Origin of the sequence: Geobacter grbiciae, from assembly GCF_018531165.1 — a bacterium.
Lineage (GTDB): Bacteria > Desulfobacterota > Desulfuromonadia > Geobacterales > Geobacteraceae > Geobacter > Geobacter metallireducens.
The window spans coordinates 84,178-99,648 of the sequence record NZ_JAHDIW010000009.1 but is presented as its reverse complement, the minus strand read 5'-3'; the positions used below and the strand labels follow the sequence as shown (position 1 = coordinate 99,648).

Annotated in this window: 16 protein-coding genes; all 16 read right to left on the bottom strand. The window is 59.3% G+C overall.

Annotated features, from left to right (window positions below; all coding sequences use genetic code 11):
• Nucleotides 1-12 precede the first annotated feature (12 nt).
• The 16 genes from KJB29_RS12050 to bamA all read right to left on the bottom strand — a co-directional run bounded on the left by KJB29_RS12050 (nucleotide 13) and on the right by bamA (nucleotide 15,452).
• On the bottom strand, nucleotides 13-810 hold the full coding sequence (locus KJB29_RS12050; protein WP_215734796.1) for a glycosyltransferase family 2 protein: 798 nt from the start codon (nucleotides 808-810) through the stop codon (nucleotides 13-15).
• 32 nt (nucleotides 811-842) lie between these two features.
• Nucleotides 843-1,904 carry a lipopolysaccharide heptosyltransferase II gene (waaF, locus tag KJB29_RS12045; protein WP_215734795.1) on the bottom strand — a complete coding sequence of 354 codons (1,062 nt, stop codon included), beginning with the start codon at nucleotides 1,902-1,904 and terminating at the stop codon, nucleotides 843-845.
• A gap of 20 nt (nucleotides 1,905-1,924) precedes the next feature.
• Nucleotides 1,925-2,107, bottom strand: a complete 183-nt coding sequence (locus KJB29_RS12040) for a Trm112 family protein (protein WP_281412945.1) — start codon at nucleotides 2,105-2,107, stop codon at nucleotides 1,925-1,927.
• Nucleotides 2,108-2,125: 18 nt separating this feature from the next.
• Nucleotides 2,126-2,497, bottom strand: coding sequence for an HVO_A0114 family putative DNA-binding protein (locus KJB29_RS12035; protein WP_215734794.1), 372 nt, complete (start codon nucleotides 2,495-2,497; stop codon nucleotides 2,126-2,128).
• Nucleotides 2,494-2,808, bottom strand: a complete 315-nt coding sequence (locus tag KJB29_RS12030) for a DUF6516 family protein (RefSeq protein ID WP_215734793.1) — start codon at nucleotides 2,806-2,808, stop codon at nucleotides 2,494-2,496. The genes KJB29_RS12035 and KJB29_RS12030 overlap by 4 nt, the downstream gene beginning before the upstream one ends.
• Before the next feature lie 87 nt (nucleotides 2,809-2,895).
• Nucleotides 2,896-3,966, bottom strand: coding sequence for a tetraacyldisaccharide 4'-kinase (gene lpxK / locus KJB29_RS12025; protein WP_215734792.1), 1,071 nt, complete (start codon nucleotides 3,964-3,966; stop codon nucleotides 2,896-2,898).
• A gap of 38 nt (nucleotides 3,967-4,004) precedes the next feature.
• On the bottom strand, nucleotides 4,005-5,315 hold the full coding sequence (locus tag KJB29_RS12020; protein WP_215734791.1) for a 3-deoxy-D-manno-octulosonic acid transferase: 1,311 nt from the start codon (nucleotides 5,313-5,315) through the stop codon (nucleotides 4,005-4,007).
• 51 nt (nucleotides 5,316-5,366) lie between these two features.
• Nucleotides 5,367-7,082 carry a lipid A export permease/ATP-binding protein MsbA gene (gene msbA / locus KJB29_RS12015; RefSeq protein WP_215734790.1) on the bottom strand — a complete coding sequence of 572 codons (1,716 nt, stop codon included), beginning with the start codon at nucleotides 7,080-7,082 and terminating at the stop codon, nucleotides 5,367-5,369.
• Nucleotides 7,082-8,236: a lipid-A-disaccharide synthase gene (lpxB, locus tag KJB29_RS12010; RefSeq protein ID WP_215734789.1), complete on the bottom strand. Its 1,155-nt coding sequence runs from the start codon at nucleotides 8,234-8,236 to the stop codon at nucleotides 7,082-7,084. Before lpxB ends, msbA begins: the two co-directional genes overlap by 1 nt.
• A gap of 65 nt (nucleotides 8,237-8,301) precedes the next feature.
• Complete coding sequence (locus tag KJB29_RS12005) at nucleotides 8,302-9,402, bottom strand: DegT/DnrJ/EryC1/StrS family aminotransferase (RefSeq protein WP_215734788.1); 1,101 nt, start codon at nucleotides 9,400-9,402, stop codon at nucleotides 8,302-8,304.
• 8 nt (nucleotides 9,403-9,410) lie between these two features.
• Complete coding sequence (locus tag KJB29_RS12000; RefSeq protein ID WP_215734787.1) at nucleotides 9,411-10,343, bottom strand: Gfo/Idh/MocA family protein; 933 nt, start codon at nucleotides 10,341-10,343, stop codon at nucleotides 9,411-9,413.
• Nucleotides 10,340-11,110 carry an acyl-ACP--UDP-N-acetylglucosamine O-acyltransferase gene (lpxA, locus tag KJB29_RS11995; protein WP_215734786.1) on the bottom strand — a complete coding sequence of 257 codons (771 nt, stop codon included), beginning with the start codon at nucleotides 11,108-11,110 and terminating at the stop codon, nucleotides 10,340-10,342. Before lpxA ends, KJB29_RS12000 begins: the two co-directional genes overlap by 4 nt.
• A 2-nt stretch (nucleotides 11,111-11,112) precedes the next feature.
• Complete coding sequence (gene fabZ / locus KJB29_RS11990) at nucleotides 11,113-11,565, bottom strand: 3-hydroxyacyl-ACP dehydratase FabZ (RefSeq protein ID WP_215734785.1); 453 nt, start codon at nucleotides 11,563-11,565, stop codon at nucleotides 11,113-11,115.
• 2 nt (nucleotides 11,566-11,567) lie between these two features.
• Complete coding sequence (gene lpxD / locus KJB29_RS11985; RefSeq protein ID WP_215734784.1) at nucleotides 11,568-12,605, bottom strand: UDP-3-O-(3-hydroxymyristoyl)glucosamine N-acyltransferase; 1,038 nt, start codon at nucleotides 12,603-12,605, stop codon at nucleotides 11,568-11,570.
• Nucleotides 12,606-12,608: 3 nt separating this feature from the next.
• On the bottom strand, nucleotides 12,609-13,130 hold the full coding sequence (locus KJB29_RS11980) for an OmpH/Skp family outer membrane protein (protein ID WP_004513264.1): 522 nt from the start codon (nucleotides 13,128-13,130) through the stop codon (nucleotides 12,609-12,611).
• Nucleotides 13,131-13,193: 63 nt separating this feature from the next.
• Nucleotides 13,194-15,452 (bottom strand): outer membrane protein assembly factor BamA, encoded by a 2,259-nt coding sequence (gene bamA / locus KJB29_RS11975; protein WP_215734783.1) that lies wholly within the window; start codon nucleotides 15,450-15,452, stop codon nucleotides 13,194-13,196.
• Between the last annotated feature and the right edge of the window lie 19 nt (nucleotides 15,453-15,471).

The following is a 15,471-nucleotide window of genomic DNA, read 5'->3' as shown; positions in this document are numbered from 1 at the left end:
CAGTAGATTCCTTTACCTATTTACTTCAGATTTGTCTGATGGACTGCTTTGAGGCTGATTAAATTCCCAGAGCTTGGCATATTTCATAAATGTATTAAAAGAGGCCATGCACGAATAAATGAATCCTCTTATGCCTTCAGCAAAACCTTTCTTAAACAGATAAATTTTTATGAATGCTGCAAACGGACTGACTAGCAGGTGATAGAAACTTGCTCTCTTGAGTGCTCGGTATTTCTCATCAGCTTGTAGACTCGAATCGAAATCAATTTTTCTGAAACGTTGTGCGATAGTTTCAGAGGTAAAGTGTTCAAGTGGATTCCGGAACCTATATACCAGGCCATCATCAACAAGAAGAGTATCGAATCCTAACCCTGGCTGCTCATTGTATCTGCCACAGCCCTTTCTCAATAATCTTCGGGTATAGTTAGGATATGAGCATTTAAGCCATTTACCGAAAAAATAATTTCTACGGGGAATTTCCCCCGCGCCATTTGTCATGGCAAAAGAAGATCTTACAAAAGTTAAAAGCTCATCTTTAAGAGAGCTTGTGACACGTTCGTCAGCATCAAGAAAAAGTACCCATGGAGATGATGTTTGTTCTAACCCGAAGTTTCTTTGAGGTCCAACCATGCCAGGCCACTCGCGTTGTATAACTTTATCAGTAAATGTAAGAGCAATTTTAACAGTAGCGTCAGTACTGAAAGAATCGACAACAATTAACTCGTCGGCCCATTTGACACTATCAAGACACGCAGCAATATTCATCTCTTCATTTTTGGTTATTACTACAACTGCAATTCCGGTATTCAAACGTTTGTCTCCTTAACCTGAAACTGTCCCTGTCAAGAACCGAATCCCTGAAGTTCGAGCGCAGAGCTGACCACCCCTTCTACCGTCACTGCTGTCATGCACCGGTGGTCCGTGGGGCACTCCCGCAGGAGGCACGGAGCGCAGTCGGTGTCGCGGCGCACGATGGCGGCACGGTCGCTCCAGGGCGAGGTGGTCGTGTGATCAGTGGGGCCGAACACCGCCACGAGCGGAACACTGAAGGCGGCGGCGATGTGCATGGGGCCCGAGTCGTTGGTGATGAAGAAGTCGCAGCGTTTGATGAGCGCCATCAACTCCCGCACAGAGGTCTTCCCCGCCATGACGAGGGCGGGTACGGTCATGGCGGCGGCGATGTCGGCGGCGATGGCAGCCTCTCCCGGTCCGCCAGTCACCACGACCCGTGCCCCCCAGCGGAGGGACAACTCATCGGCCACGGCGGCAAACCGCTCCGGATACCACCGCTTGGCCGAACCATAGGTGGCACCGGGGTTGATGCCGATGACGAAATCGTTCGTGCCGATCCCCGCGGCGGCCAGAAGCCGGGCCGTGCCCTCTTCCTCCTCCCGGGTGACGGTCAGGGAGAGGTGTTTGTCCCCGGTTTCGATTCCGAATCGGGAAAGCATGGAGAGGTAATAGTCGACATGGTGGAGCTTTTTCGCTTCGATGGTCACCGGTGCGCCATGGGTCAGGAGCATCCCCCGTCCGTCGGTTCGGTACCCCATAAGCCGTGGGATTCGGGCAAGCCGGGCGATGAGCGCCGCGTCGATAGCGTTCTGCAGCAGGATGGTGAGGTCGAACCGCTCCGCCCGAAGCTCCCGTGCCAGCCTGATCCTTCCCCGGATGCCGGCGTGCCTTCCCTTCCGGTCATAGACATGAACTGCATCGACCGTTTCGTGATGGGCGAAAAGTTCAGCCACAAGGGGGTTTGCAAGAACCGTTATCCGCGCTTCGGGGAAGGACTCACGAATTGCTCGAAGAGCAGGCGTGGTCATGACTGCATCGCCGAGCCAGTTCACCGCCCGGACGAGAATGGCGCGTATAGCCGATTTATCGAGAGCCGATATGCTGCCGGTCACTAATCGCGTTTCCCCGCTTCTCAAAGTTTTTCCGCTTCGTCCACCAGCATGACCGGAATTCCGTCCCGTACCGGGTAGACGAGCCGGCATGAGTTGCAGACAATCCCATCCTCGTCTTCCCGCAGAAGCACTTCCCCCTTACATCTCGGGCAGGCGAGAATTTCGAGCAATTCATTAGATAGTGCCATAGTGTGCCGTTCCATTTACACTCAAAATCGTAGTCAACCAACCTGTGCCGTCAACCTGAATTTGTCCGCCGTAGCCCTTATGAACTTCATCCGTCCGTGGCCGCGGAAAGGTTTCACCTCCACCTGGATAAGTCCAGCCTCGGCAAGGATATCAACGTCCCGCTTCACAGCGCTCCTGTCGCGGTGCAGGCGCCGGGCGATCTCTGCAATGGAACCGGGCTCTTCCTTGACGGCTCGGAAGAGATCCATTCTGGCGGCAGTCACCAACTCAAGGAGCTCCTGCGGGTCTTCAAAGGATATGATGTATTCCGGTTCCAGCGGCTCATCTTTATCCAATCTTCGCGCGAAGTCTTTGCCCCGCTCGAAAAAATCCCGTTCCGTTCCGGTCGTGATTGTTAATCTCATCGTGACAATCCTCCACCATTGTCTGAAAGAAGCGTTGACCATTCTTGATCGAATCGTTCCTCCAGTTCCTCGAATGAAACGAAATCCATGGTCTCTATCTTGCCCATGAAATGTCTGTGATGGTGGCCGTGTTGGTTGTCGTATCCCAAGACCCTCCCGTTATCTCCCGGGAATACGCGGTAATTGATGTATGCGAGGTTGTACCTGATCACTTTCCCGTGGTGGTCTGCCCATACCTCGCGGCGCAACTGACCGTTTCCCCGCTTTCTGGAGATATTGTGCCTCTCGTCTCGAATCTTCACATCAGCCATGACTTACGATATCACTTCTGCTTATTCCCCGTCAATCATAAGAGCACTCTCTTCTCAAGCAGTGGCGGGATTTTTAGCGTAGGATTTTCATGGCAGTATTCGATCGAGTGTGTTTTCAACAACGTCGGGATCCAGGAGCCGCATCTCCAGAACCGCCGCGTAGACACTTCCCAAACGCTCCAGGAGCGGGCCGAGCTTGACCGCATCCTTGCCGGTTGTTATGAGGAAATCGGCACCGGCCGTGAGGCGGACCGCCATGAGCCGCGCTACCTCTTCCTCTCCATAGGGGGAGTGGTCGCCAAAGGAAACCGTTGCGGCAAGCTCCACCCCTTCCGCCCGGAGTGAGGCGAAGAATGCGTCGGGGTCGGCAATGCCGGCAAAGGCAACTCCTCTGCGGCCATGCAGGGCGGTGAACGGTTGCCGCTCACCACCGGGAAGAAGCTCCACCCCAGCCAGCACATGACCGGCCCGGCAGGATGGAATGGCGCCATGAACCGCTGGCGCCTCGGCACCGGTGCACCGGGTGTAGACCACCAGGTCAGCCCGTTTGAGGGCCAACGGCGGTTCCCGGAGCAAACCCGCCGGCAGGACCAGGCCGTTGCCGAGGGGAGCGCTACAGTCCATGAGGAGGATGTTCAGGTCCCGGTGAAGCCGCATGTGCTGGAAGCCGTCATCCAGGATGAATACATCGGGGTTGAGCCGCTCCTGGGCCAGGAGTCCGGCAGCGTAACGGTCGGTGCCGATGACCGCCATGAGCCCCGGCACCGCCGTGGCAAGATGCACCGGTTCATCACCCGCCTCGGCGGCGGAGAGAAAGACCCTCTGACCGTCCGAGACGATATGCGTCTTTCCTTCCAGCGATCCCCCATACCCGCGGGAGATGACCGCCACCCGTTTCCCCCGCGCCATGAGAAGGCGAGCAACAAGCGCCACCATGGGGGTCTTGCCGGTGCCGCCAACGGTGAGGTTGCCAACGGAGATGACCGGACGATTCAGCTGCTTCACCCGGAAAATCCCCGCACCATAGGCGAGTGCCCGCATCCGCACAACCAGGCCGTAGGGGACGGAAAGAACAGCAAGGAACCCCAGGACAAGGCGATCCAGCATCCCCCTCCGTTTGCCGGTAACAAGGTTTCTGAAATATCCTTCGAGTGTCATATTTCATCCGGGTGAGATAGCAAAATGGTAAAACCTGACTATCTCGCTATCTCGCTATCTCGCTCAATGAGCGGGCCAATGATCTCCAGATGCCGTGCGGCAGCGCCCCCCTGGTCCGCCATGAGCCGGATGCCGTTTCCCCCCATGGACCGGCGGGCGGGTTCATCGGCCAACAGACGGCGCAGGGTCGCTTCCAGCTCCCCATGATCGTTGACCTGCTCTCCCGCTCCGGTACCGAGCACGAGGGCCGTGATCTCGCGGAAATTGTGCATGTGGGGGCCGAACAGGACCGGCGCGCCCACCGATGCCGGCTCCAGGAGGTTATGCCCCCCCACCGGGACGAGACTCCCTCCGACAAAGACCACATCCGACAGGGCATACAGCTTCATCAGTTCGCCGATGGTGTCCACCAGGAGAACGCCGCCGCGTGGCTGCTCCTGAGCCGTGTCGAGGGCCGAACGGCGCACGAAGGGAATCCCTTTCCCCTCCAGGAGGGTTCCCACCTCGACGGCCCGTTCCGGGTGACGCGGCACAAGAACCAGGAAGAGATCAGATCTCTCTCCCGCGAGACGGGCATAGATGTCCGCCACAACCTCCTCTTCCCCGGCATGGGTGCTCCCCGCTGTGATGATGAGTGCGCCGGCCGGCAACCGGTAGCTCCGGAGCAGTTCCTGGCGCTCAGCCGGCGTGAGCGATCTGACAGGCAGATCATATTTGAGGTTGCGCGTTACGTGGACACGCTCGGCAGGCGCTCCGACGGCGATTATGCGGCGGGCGTCCTCGCTGCTCTGCATGCAGAGTGCTGACAGGTTGTTCAGGATGGGAGCAAAAAAGCGGGAAAACCGGAGATAGCGCGGAAAGGAACGGTCCGAGATGCGGCCGTTGACCATGACTGACGGGATCCCCATCCGGCGGGCGTGGCGGAGGAAATTGGGCCAGATCTCGGTTTCCACCACGATGGCCAGCGAGGGCGCAACGAGTCGAAGCGCCCGGGCAACGGCGAAGCCGAAATCAAAAGGGAAGTAGACCACTAGATCCGCTTCGGGGATAGTGACCGCCACTGACCGCCCCGTCTCCGTCACCGATGAGAGCACGAGGGGACGTTCGGGAAAGCGGCGCTTCAGCTCCCGCAGGAGCGGCTTCACCGCCATGGTTTCCCCCACCGACACCGCGTGGACCCAGATCGGCCCCTTGCCGGCAACCCGTGCGAGGCTCTCCGGCGCTATGCACCCGAAACGCTCCCCGAAACCGGCGAAACTTCTCCCCCGGCTCACCGTCCGCCAGACATGGTGGATAAGAATCACGGGAGCCAGCAGAAATAGCAGTATGTCATACAACAGAAATATCATCGAAACGCTATATCCCCACTGCCGCCGGTCCCTGGTCCCTGGTCCCGGCCTCTAACTGAATTGCATATCGTAGAGCTTGCGGTAGAGGCCGCCGCGGGCCAGGAGTTCGTCGTTGGTCCCCACCTCCACCACCTCCCCCTTGTCGATGACCACGATCCGGTCCGCATGGAGCACGGTGGAAAGCCGATGGGCAATGACGAGGGTGGTCCGGTTCTTCATGAGATTGGCAAGGGCCTGCTGGACCATGTGCTCGCTTTCGGTGTCGAGGGCGCTGGTGGCCTCGTCCAGGAGGAGTATGGGCGCATCCTTGAGAATGGCCCGGGCGATGCAGAGCCGCTGGCGCTGGCCGCCGGAGAGCCGCACCCCCCGATCGCCGATGTTCGTATCGTATCCTTCCGGCATATCCATGATGAAATCGTGGGCAAAGGCGGCCCGGGCAGCCCGCTCCACCGCCTCCATGGGGGCATCAGAGCTGCCAAGCCTGATATTGTTGGCAATGGTGTCGTTGAAGAGGACCGTTTCCTGATCCACCAGGGCAACATGGCTGAGAAGGTCATCCAGGCGCGCCCGCCGCACGTCGACCCCATCGACGAGAACCGCGCCGCCGGTTACGTCGTAGAAGCGTGGAATGAGCGACATGATGGTCGTCTTCCCTGCCCCCGACGGGCCCACCAGCGCCACCACTTCGCCCCTCCACGCCGAGAGCGACACATTGCGCAGGACTTCTTCGTCATTATAGCGGAACGATACGTTGCGCAACTCCACGGAGCCCTGGGGCGGTCCCATTTCCACGGGCTCGGCGGGGTCCTCGATCTCGGCCCTGTGGTCGATCACTTCAAAGACCCGTTCCGCCGCCCCCACGGCCTGCTGGACGGTGTTATAGGAGCTGAGAAGCTTCTTCACCGGCCCGTAGAGCATCACCATGGCGGTCAGGAAGGAGAAGAACTCGGACGCGGACATGCGGCCGTGCATAACCTGGCTCCCCCCGAACCAGATGACCCCTGCTACACCAAGGGAGGTGATAATCTCCATGATCGGCGTGTGGAGCGACTCGTACTTGATGCTCTTTCTGAGATAGTGATAGAGATTGAGATTCGTTCGGCTGAACCGGTCGGTGAAACGCCGCTCCAGGCGGAACGCCTTGACCACCTTGATGCCGGTAAAGGTCTCCTGGAGAATGCTCGTAATCTCCCCCATCTGACCAAGGGATTGCTTTGCCAGGTTCTTGATCCGCTTGCCGATCTTCTGGGCCGGCAGGGCCGTGAGGGGAAGGACGATGAAGGTAATGAGAGCCAATTGCCAGTTTCGGTAAAAGATGACGCCGAGGAGCCCAATGGCCGTCACCCCGTCCCGCAGAAGCCCCGTCACCACGTTGGCTACACCCGACTGCATCTGCCCCACATCGCTCATGACCCGGGACATGAGAACCCCCGTGGAATTGTCGGCGAAATAGCGCAGCGGCAGCCCCATGTGCTTCTGGTAGACCTCGTTGCGGATGTCCTGGATCGCCAATTGGCCTGCAGTTGAGACGTAGTACCCCTGAACGAAGCGGGCGACGCCCCGGAGGATAAAGACGATCATCACCGCCACGGGGAGGAGGATAAAAATCGTCATGTCCTTTTCGGTGAATATCTTCTTGAGAAGCGGCTCCACCAGCCAGGCAATGGCCGCGTCGGTTCCGCCGACACACAGGGAGGCCGCCATGGAAATGGCAATGCGCCACCCGTAGGGTTTGCTGTATCGTAAGAGGCGTTTGAAGGTTTCCATTATCTCTTCTTTCCGAGCATTTCGAGGACGATTCCCGCCACCCGTTCCGAGCAGCCTCCCGACCCGAGTTTTTCCTTGACCCTGGCAAGCCCGGTTCGGGTTTTCTCCGTGTGGGCCGGGTCATCCAGATAACGGCCGATCTCTCCGGCGATCCGCTCGGCGGTGGCCTCGTCCTGGATCAGTTCCGGCACAACCCGCTCTCCCGCCACGATGTTGCAGATGCCGATGTGATCGACCCGAATGAGACGCTTGCCCACCTCGTAGGTCAAGGGGGATACCGTGTAGATGATCACCATCGGTACCCCCATGAGGGCAATTTCCAGGGTAACCGTCCCCGATACCGTCACGATGGCATCGCAGACCTGCATCACGTCGTAGACTTTGTCCCGGGCCACGACAACCTCCAGCCCCGACGCCGCCAGATGGGGAGCGATGTCGGCATCGGTCAGGCTCGATGCCAGGGGAAGGATGAACTGGATGCCGGGGTAACGGTCCCGCAGAAGCTTCGCGCTCTCCAGGATCAGGGGGAAGAGCCGGGCGATTTCCCCTCGCCGGCTCCCCGGGAAGAGCCCCACCACCCGCCGGGAAGGATCGAGCCCGAAGGCAGCCAGGGCCTCGCTGCGGCTCATTGACGGGGAGACGCGATCCGCCAAAGGATGCCCCACGAAGGATACCGGCACACCCGCCTTCTCGTAAAAGGGGACCTCGAAGGGAAAGACCACCGCCATCCGGTCCACGAGCCGGGCGATCTTTTTCACCCGCCCCGTCCGCCAGGCCCAGACCTGGGGACTGATGTAGTAGAGCACCTTGACCCCGGCCCGCTTCGCCACCTTTGCCACGAGCATGTTGAAATCCGGGTAGTCGATGAGGATCAGAAGGTCCGGCGGATTGCTCGTGATGAGGCGCTTGAGGGTAGCGTATGCCTTGTAGATGACGCCGAAGTGGGCAAGCACCTCCACGAGCCCCACCACCGCCATTTCCGAAGAATCGACAACGGTCTCCACCCCCGCCGCCCGCATGTGCGAGCCGCCGATGCCGAAAAATGAGAGGGTCGGATCGAGGCGCAGAGCCTCTTTCACCAGGTTCGAGCCATGGAGGTCGCCGGAAGCCTCGCCGGCCACGATCATCACGCGTTTGTTCGGAGCGGTACCCATACGAATACAAAGAGACGCCCACGGGGGGCGTCTCTCCCTTTCATGCACGAAAGCGTTGCTTCCGGCTATGCCTTGAGGGCCGATTTCACCACGTCCACGACCCGGCGCACCTGTTCTTCGGTCATCTCCGGGAAGATGGGGAGGGACATGCAGCGGGATGCCACCTCCTCGGCCACGGGGAGGGAAACACCGGCGTAGTCGGCGGCGAAGACATCCTGCTTGTGCAGAGGAATCGGATAGTAAACCGCCGAGGCAATCCCCGCGTCGGTGAGGGCCTTCATGATGGCGTCGCGGCGGTCGGTGAGAAGCGTGTACTGGTGGTAGACATGGGTTCCCTTGCCATCCTCGAAGGGAGGGGTGGCGCCGGTGCCGGCCAGCAGTTCGCTGTAGAGGTGAGCCACGCGGCGGCGCCCCTCACTGTATTCTCGGATGTGCTTGAGCTTCACCCGCAGGATCACGGCCTGGATCTCGTCAAGACGGCTGTTGTAGCCGATGACCGAGTGGTGGTAGCGAACCTTGCTCCCGTGGTTGCGGAGCACCTTCACCCGCTCGGCCAGTTCCGGGCAGGAGGTGGTGACAAGGCCGCCATCGCCATAGCACCCCAGGTTCTTGCTGGGGAAGAAGCTGAAGGCCCCCAGCGCCCCGAAGGTGCCGGTCATGCGACCATTAACGTCGGCGCCGAAGGACTGGGCGCAGTCTTCGATCATCAAAAGACCATGCTTGGTGCAGAGGGCCTGGATGGCATCCATGTCCGCCGGCTGGCCGAAGAGATGAACCGGGAGGACCGCCTTGGTCCTGGGGGTGATGGCCGCCTCGATCCTGGCAGGATCGATATTGAAGCTCTTGGGGTCCACGTCCACGAAGACCGGCGTGGCCCCCACGTAACGGATCGCCTCGGCAGTGGCGATGAAGGTAAAGGGAGAGGTGATAACCTCATCACCCTCCGTGATACCTGCAGCGGCTAGGGCAAGGTGGAGGGCGTCGGTCCCCGAGGCAACGCCGATGGCGTGCTTCACGCCGAGAAACGCGGCAGCCTCCTCTTCGAACGCCGTCACGTTGGGGCCGAGAATGAACTGGGTCTTTTCAAGGGCTTCCAGGATGCCCCGGTCGATCTCCTCTTTGATCGTCTGGTACTGCACCTTCAAATCCACCATCGGAATGTTCATGGTTTCCCTCACAGTTTTTTGCTGATCTTTATCGCCGTTTCCAGCGCCCGCTTGCCGTCCTGGCCCGATACCACCGGCTTTGCCCCTGTCCGGACGCACTCCAGGAACGAGGCTATTTCGGCCTTCAGGGCATCCCCCTGCTCGAATGATGTTTCCTCCATGTCGACCTTGGGAACGCCAGGGAACATCTCGCCGCTCCCCTTGCGGAACACCGCCAGCTTCTTGTTCTGGAAGTCGACGGAAATATAGGAGTCGGCCTGGAATATCCGCATCTTCCGCTCGCTCTTGAGGCTGATGCGGCTGGCCGTGACGTTGGCCACGCAACCGTTCTCGAACTGGATGCGGGCGTTTGCGATATCCTCCTCGTCGGTGAAGACCGGGGCGCCAATGGAGCTGATCTGCTTCACCGGCGAGCCGACAATGGTCTGGATGATGTCGATGTCATGGATCATCAGATCAAGAACCACGTTCACATCGGTTCCCCGGGGCTTGAAAGGAGCGATCCGGATCGACTCAATGAAGCGGGGCCCGGTCAGAAGCCCCTTGAGGCCCACGATCACCGGGTTGAACCGCTCAAGGTGCCCCACCTGGAAGACCACACTGTTATCCTCGGCAAGCCGGATGAGCTCTTCGGCCTCTTCGACCGTGGTCGTAACCGGTTTCTCCAGGAGGACGTGAACGCCCCGCTCCAGAAACGCCCGCGCCACCTCGAAGTGGAACTGGGTCGGCACCACGATGCTGACGGCGTCGACCTTGTCGAGCAGCTCCCGGTAATCGGTGTAGGGGGTCGTCCCCACCTTGGCGGCCACCTCCTCCGCCCGGGGCCTGCTGGTATCAACCACCCCGATCAGATCCGACTCGGGAAGCTGGGCGAATTTCTCCGCGTGGAAGAGGCCCAGATAGCCAACACCGATCACCGCGGTCCGAATCTTTTCCGTCATCGGCAGATACCCCTTTCCGATTTTTGTGCGAACTCGATGAAGTGAACGATCTCGGGAGACATGGGGACCTCTTCCCGGATGCGGGCAATGGCCTCGTCGAGCCGCAGCCCCGACCGGAGCATCAGACGATAGGCCTTCTTCACGGCACTGATTGTGTCCGGGGAGAAGCCGCGCCGCTTGAGGCCTACGGTGTTGAGCCCCGCCGACGTGGCCCGGTTGCCGCTGGCGATGGTATAGGGGAGGACATCCTGCCCCACCATGGCGCCGCCGGAGAGCATGGCGCTCTCGCCAACCCGCGTGAATTGGTGCACGGCGGAAAGCCCGCCGAGAATGGCATAATCCTCCACCACCACGTGCCCCGCCAGGGTCGATCCGTTGGCCATGATGACCCGGTTGCCGACAACGCAGTCATGGGCCACATGGCAGTAGGCCATGAAGAGGTTTCCCTCGCCGATCACCGTTTCGCCGATACCGGTCACCGTTCCCGGCTGGAGGGTCGTGAACTCCCGGATAATGTTCCTCTTGCCGATCCGGAGCCAGGTTTCCTCACCCCGGTACTTGAGGTCCTGGGGGATCCCCCCCACAGACGCCATATGAAAGATCTGGCACTCCTCGCCAATATCGGTCCAGCCGTCAATGACCGAGTGGGCGCCGATCCGTGACCCGCGGCCGATCCTGACATGCTCGCCGATGATGGCATAGGGGCCGATCTCGACCCCTTCGGCCACCTGGGCATCGGGGTGTACGATTGCCGTGGGATGAATCATTGTTACAACCTGTCCTTGTCGGCAAAGGTGGCCTTCAGTTCCGCCTCGGTCGTCACCTTCCCCTTGACCATGGCCTTGGCGCTGAAGCACCAGATGCCGCGCTTGCACCCGGTTGCCGTAACTTCGATTCGAAGTTGGTCTCCCGGCAGCACCGGCTTGCGGAACTTCACGTTGTCAATGGAAGCGAAATAGCAGACTTTTTTCCGGACTTCGTCGTCCGATGCCATGTAGGCGAGGATACCGCCCACCTGGGCCATGGCCTCGACAATCAGCACCCCCGGCATGATGGGATGACCGGGGAAATGCCCCTGGAAGAAAGGCTCGTTGATGGTAACGTTCTTGAGCCCCACGATCCTTTCTCCCGGCACGTGCTCCACAATCCGGTCCACCAGGAGAAAGGGGTAACGGTGGGGAAGGATTTTCATGATTTCATTGATATCAAAGACAGTTTCCATTATCAGGCTCCTTGTTTCTCTTCCAGTTCCCTGACCCGCTTCTCCAGTTCGGCGATCGTCTTCTTCAGTTCAGGGAGTTTCGGCACCACCGCAGACGCTCGGAGCCAATCCCGGTGGTTGAAGGCAGGGATGCCGCTCACCATGGAGCCGGCGGGGATATTGCCGGGAATGCCCGACTTGGCCCCCACCATGGAGTTGTCGCCGATTTCCAGGTGTCCCGCAACCCCCACCTGGCCGGCGAGGGTCACGCGCCTGCCGAGCTTTGTACTGCCGGAAATCCCCACCTGGGAGACGATTGTGCAGTTTTCGCCGATCACACAGTTATGGGCTATCATGACGAGGTTGTCGATCTTGGTCCCCCGCCCGATACGGGTGGCGGCAAGGGCCGCCCGGTCGATGGTGGTGTTGGCGCCGATCTCCACATCATCCTCAATGACAACAATCCCCAGTTGAGGGATCTTGTAGAAACCATCGCCGTCCGGGGCGTAACCGAAACCATCAGAACCGATGATGGTGCCGGCATGGATCGTAACCCGGTTCCCGATGCGGCACCCCTGGTAGACGACAACGTTGGAGTGGAGCGTCACATCGCTGCCCAGGGTGACCCCTTCATAGATGACAACACCCGGAAAGATCGTCACCCGGTCCCCGAGCGTTACGCCGTCTCCCACGAAGGCTCCGGGATAGATGGTGACGTCGCTCCCCATGGCGACGTTGCGCCCCACCAGCGCCCCCTCCATAACCCCTTGGGGCTTCCGTGGCGCGACATGGAACAACGTGAGCAGCTTGGCAAAGGCCAGGTAGGGGTTCGCCACGTGAATCGCGTTTCTGCCGTGGCGCTCCGCCCCCGGCGGCAGCACGACTGCGCCGGCTCCGGTTGTGGCAACCTTTGGCGCGTAGCGGGGATTGGCGAGGAAGGTAATCTGGTGATCGGCGGCATCGTCAAGGCTTGCAACGCCGGATATCGTCTTGGACTCGTCACCGGCAACGGTGCCGCCGAGGTATTCGGCAAGTTCCCTGAGGGTTCGCGAGACCGCCATGGGCTACTTCTTCCGCGACGCGTTGAAGAGCTTGAGGATTTCGTCGGTCACGTCAGCCTTGTCATCCACATAGATCATCCCTTCATTCCGAATAAAGATGAAGGAGTAGCCGTTCTTCCTGCCGTAGTCCTGAACGACCTTCTCAAGCTCTTCAATGATCTTCTTTGTGAACTCCTCGTCCTTGGTCTGGAGCTCGTCTTGGGCGTCCTTCGTGAACCGCTGGAACTCCTTGAGTTTCTGCTGGTAGTCCTTTTCTTTGTTGCTGCGGGCAGCCTCGGAAAGGAGGACACTCTGTTTTTCAAGGTCGTCCTTGAGCTTTTTAAGCTCCTCCTGCTTGGTATTGATCTCGTCCTGGTACTTCTTGACCTTGGCGGCAAGCTGCTCCTTGGCCTCCTTGCCGGACTCGGAGAGATTGAGGGCCTTCTGCATGTCGATGTAACCGAGTTTGCCGCCGTCAGCCCCAAAGGCCACGGAAGCGAGCACCAGAGAACCCACGATGGATGCAACCGTAACGAATCTTTTCATTTGTTTCTTCCTTTCGTGCCGTAATACTGCGATTCAAATCGTATGGGCCAGCGGCCCGTACTGTCAGAAGAAGCTTCCGATGGAGAACTCGAACTTACCACTGGTCTTGTCGATGCCATCCCTGGGGTTGATGGGGATGCCGTACTCGAGGCGCAGCGGTCCAAGCGGCGAGACCCAGCGAATACCCGCGCCGTAGCTCATGCGAAAACTGGAGAACATGGTGTCGCCCGTGTCGTAGACATTGCCCGCATCAAAGAATGCCACCCCTTTGAGGCCCGCATCCTTGAGAAGCGGGAACGTGTATTCCAGATTGAAAACGGCTTCCTTGTCCCCACCGATGAACGCCGCCTCGCCGGTAGAAGTTCTCTTGTAGGGACTGATGCTCCGCCCCTCGTAGCCGCGGATCGTGTTGATCCCGCCGGCGAAGAAACGTTCGTCGATCGGAACATCCTTGCCGATGCCCTGAATGTAACCAAGTGCGCCCCTGAGGCTGAGGACCGTGCTCCACTTCATGGGGAAGAACAAGGATGTATCACCGAAGTAGCGGATAAAGCGGCTGGTGCCCCCCAAACCGGCGACCTCGATGGAGATGTTGTTCACCATCCCCGTGGTCGGGTCGAGCCGGTAGTCGGTGGTATCACGGGTGAGGCTCGCGGTGACGGAGCTGGTGGTGGACGTGGTTTCGGGGATTATATCCTCACTCGACACATTGACGTCGAATATCTTCTTGTCCTCGTACTTGTACATCCAGAGGGTCCGCATGGTGTCGCTCAACGGATACCCCGCCTTGATGTCGCCACCCGTGGCGCGCCGCGTAAAGTCGAGGTAGTCCCGCTCGGTGCGGTAAATGTCAGCGCCCACCGTCCAGCGGGTATCGAGGAAATAGGGGTCCGTGAGCCCCACGTTATAGGTGGACGACTTGCCGCCGATGGAGGCGGCGAGGTTCGCCTTGAGGCCAAGCCCCAGGAAATTCCCCTGGGAAACCGAGCCCTGGCCGATGAGACCGTCGAGGGAACTGTAGCCGGCGCCGATACTGAACGTCCCGGTCGGCTTCTCCTTCACCTCCACATTCACATCGAGCTTGTTGTCGGCACTCCCTTTCGCGGTGGCAATGTTCACTTCCTCGAAGAAGCCGAGATTCATGAGACTCTGCTTGCTCTTCTTGAGTCCGGTGCTGCTGTAAGCATCCCCCTCAACAAGCTTGATCTCTCGACGCAGGACCTTGTCGCGGGTCTTGGTGTTGCCGATGACATTTATCCGGTCGATAAAAACCTTTTCCCCCTTCTCGAAATCAAAGGTTATGTCAACGGTCTTCTTGTCGGCGTTTATCTTGGAAAGGGGGGTAACGTTGGTGAAGGCGTACCCCTTGTCGGCATAGAGGTCCGTGAGAGCGAGCACGTCAGCTCGCAGGTTCGCGCGGTTGAACGTCTCGCCAGTCTTGATCCGAAGCCCCTGGCCGAGCACGTCCTCCTTCTCCAGGAGGTCTCCCTTGAACCCGATGGAACCGGTCTTGTACTGATCCCCTTCGGTGATGCCGATGGTAACGGCAAGACCGCTGCGATCCTCCAGAACCTTGACGTCGGGCTCTCCAACTTTCACGTTCACGTAGCCGTTGTTGAAGTAGAGGTCGGCAATGAGATTCACGTCGTTCTTGAGGACTTCGTCCTTATAGGTTCCGGCGCCGGTGAGCCAGGATAGGAACCATTTCTCCTTGGTCTCCATGACGCCACGGAGCTTCTTGTCGGTGAAGGCCTTGTTCCCCTCGAACCGGATCGCTTTGATGAGAACCTTTTCCCCTTCGGTGATGGCGACGACCACCCTGACGTCGTTGCCGGAACGCTTCTCGCCCCTTACATCGACCTCAGCCAGGTAATACCCCTCGTCGGCGTACAGTTTCTTTACCTTCTTGGCGCTCAGGGTCAGTTCTTTCTGGGAAAATATGGTGTTGGATTTCAGGCCGAGGGCCTCTCTCACCTTATCGGTGGAGATTTGCTTTGCCCCGTCGATCTTGATCTCGCGAATGATCGGCTTCTCGACGACCGTATAAACGAGAACAACGCCGCCGTCCGATTTCTCCGTGTCGGCCTTCACATCCTGAAACTGCCCCAGCCGATAGATGGCACGGATGTCCGCGTCAACCTTCTCCACGTAGAAAAGGTCACCCGCCTTAAGCGTTACGGCATTGAGTATGGCCGCAGCGTCGATCCTCCGGTTGCCCCTCACCTGAACGTCGGAGATTTTCTCCCCTTCGGCAAAGGCCCCTTGGGCAGCGAGAACGACTGCCGCGGCGATACCAACTCTAGTTGCATGTAACCGAATCACTTCTCCCCCGGGAGAATGG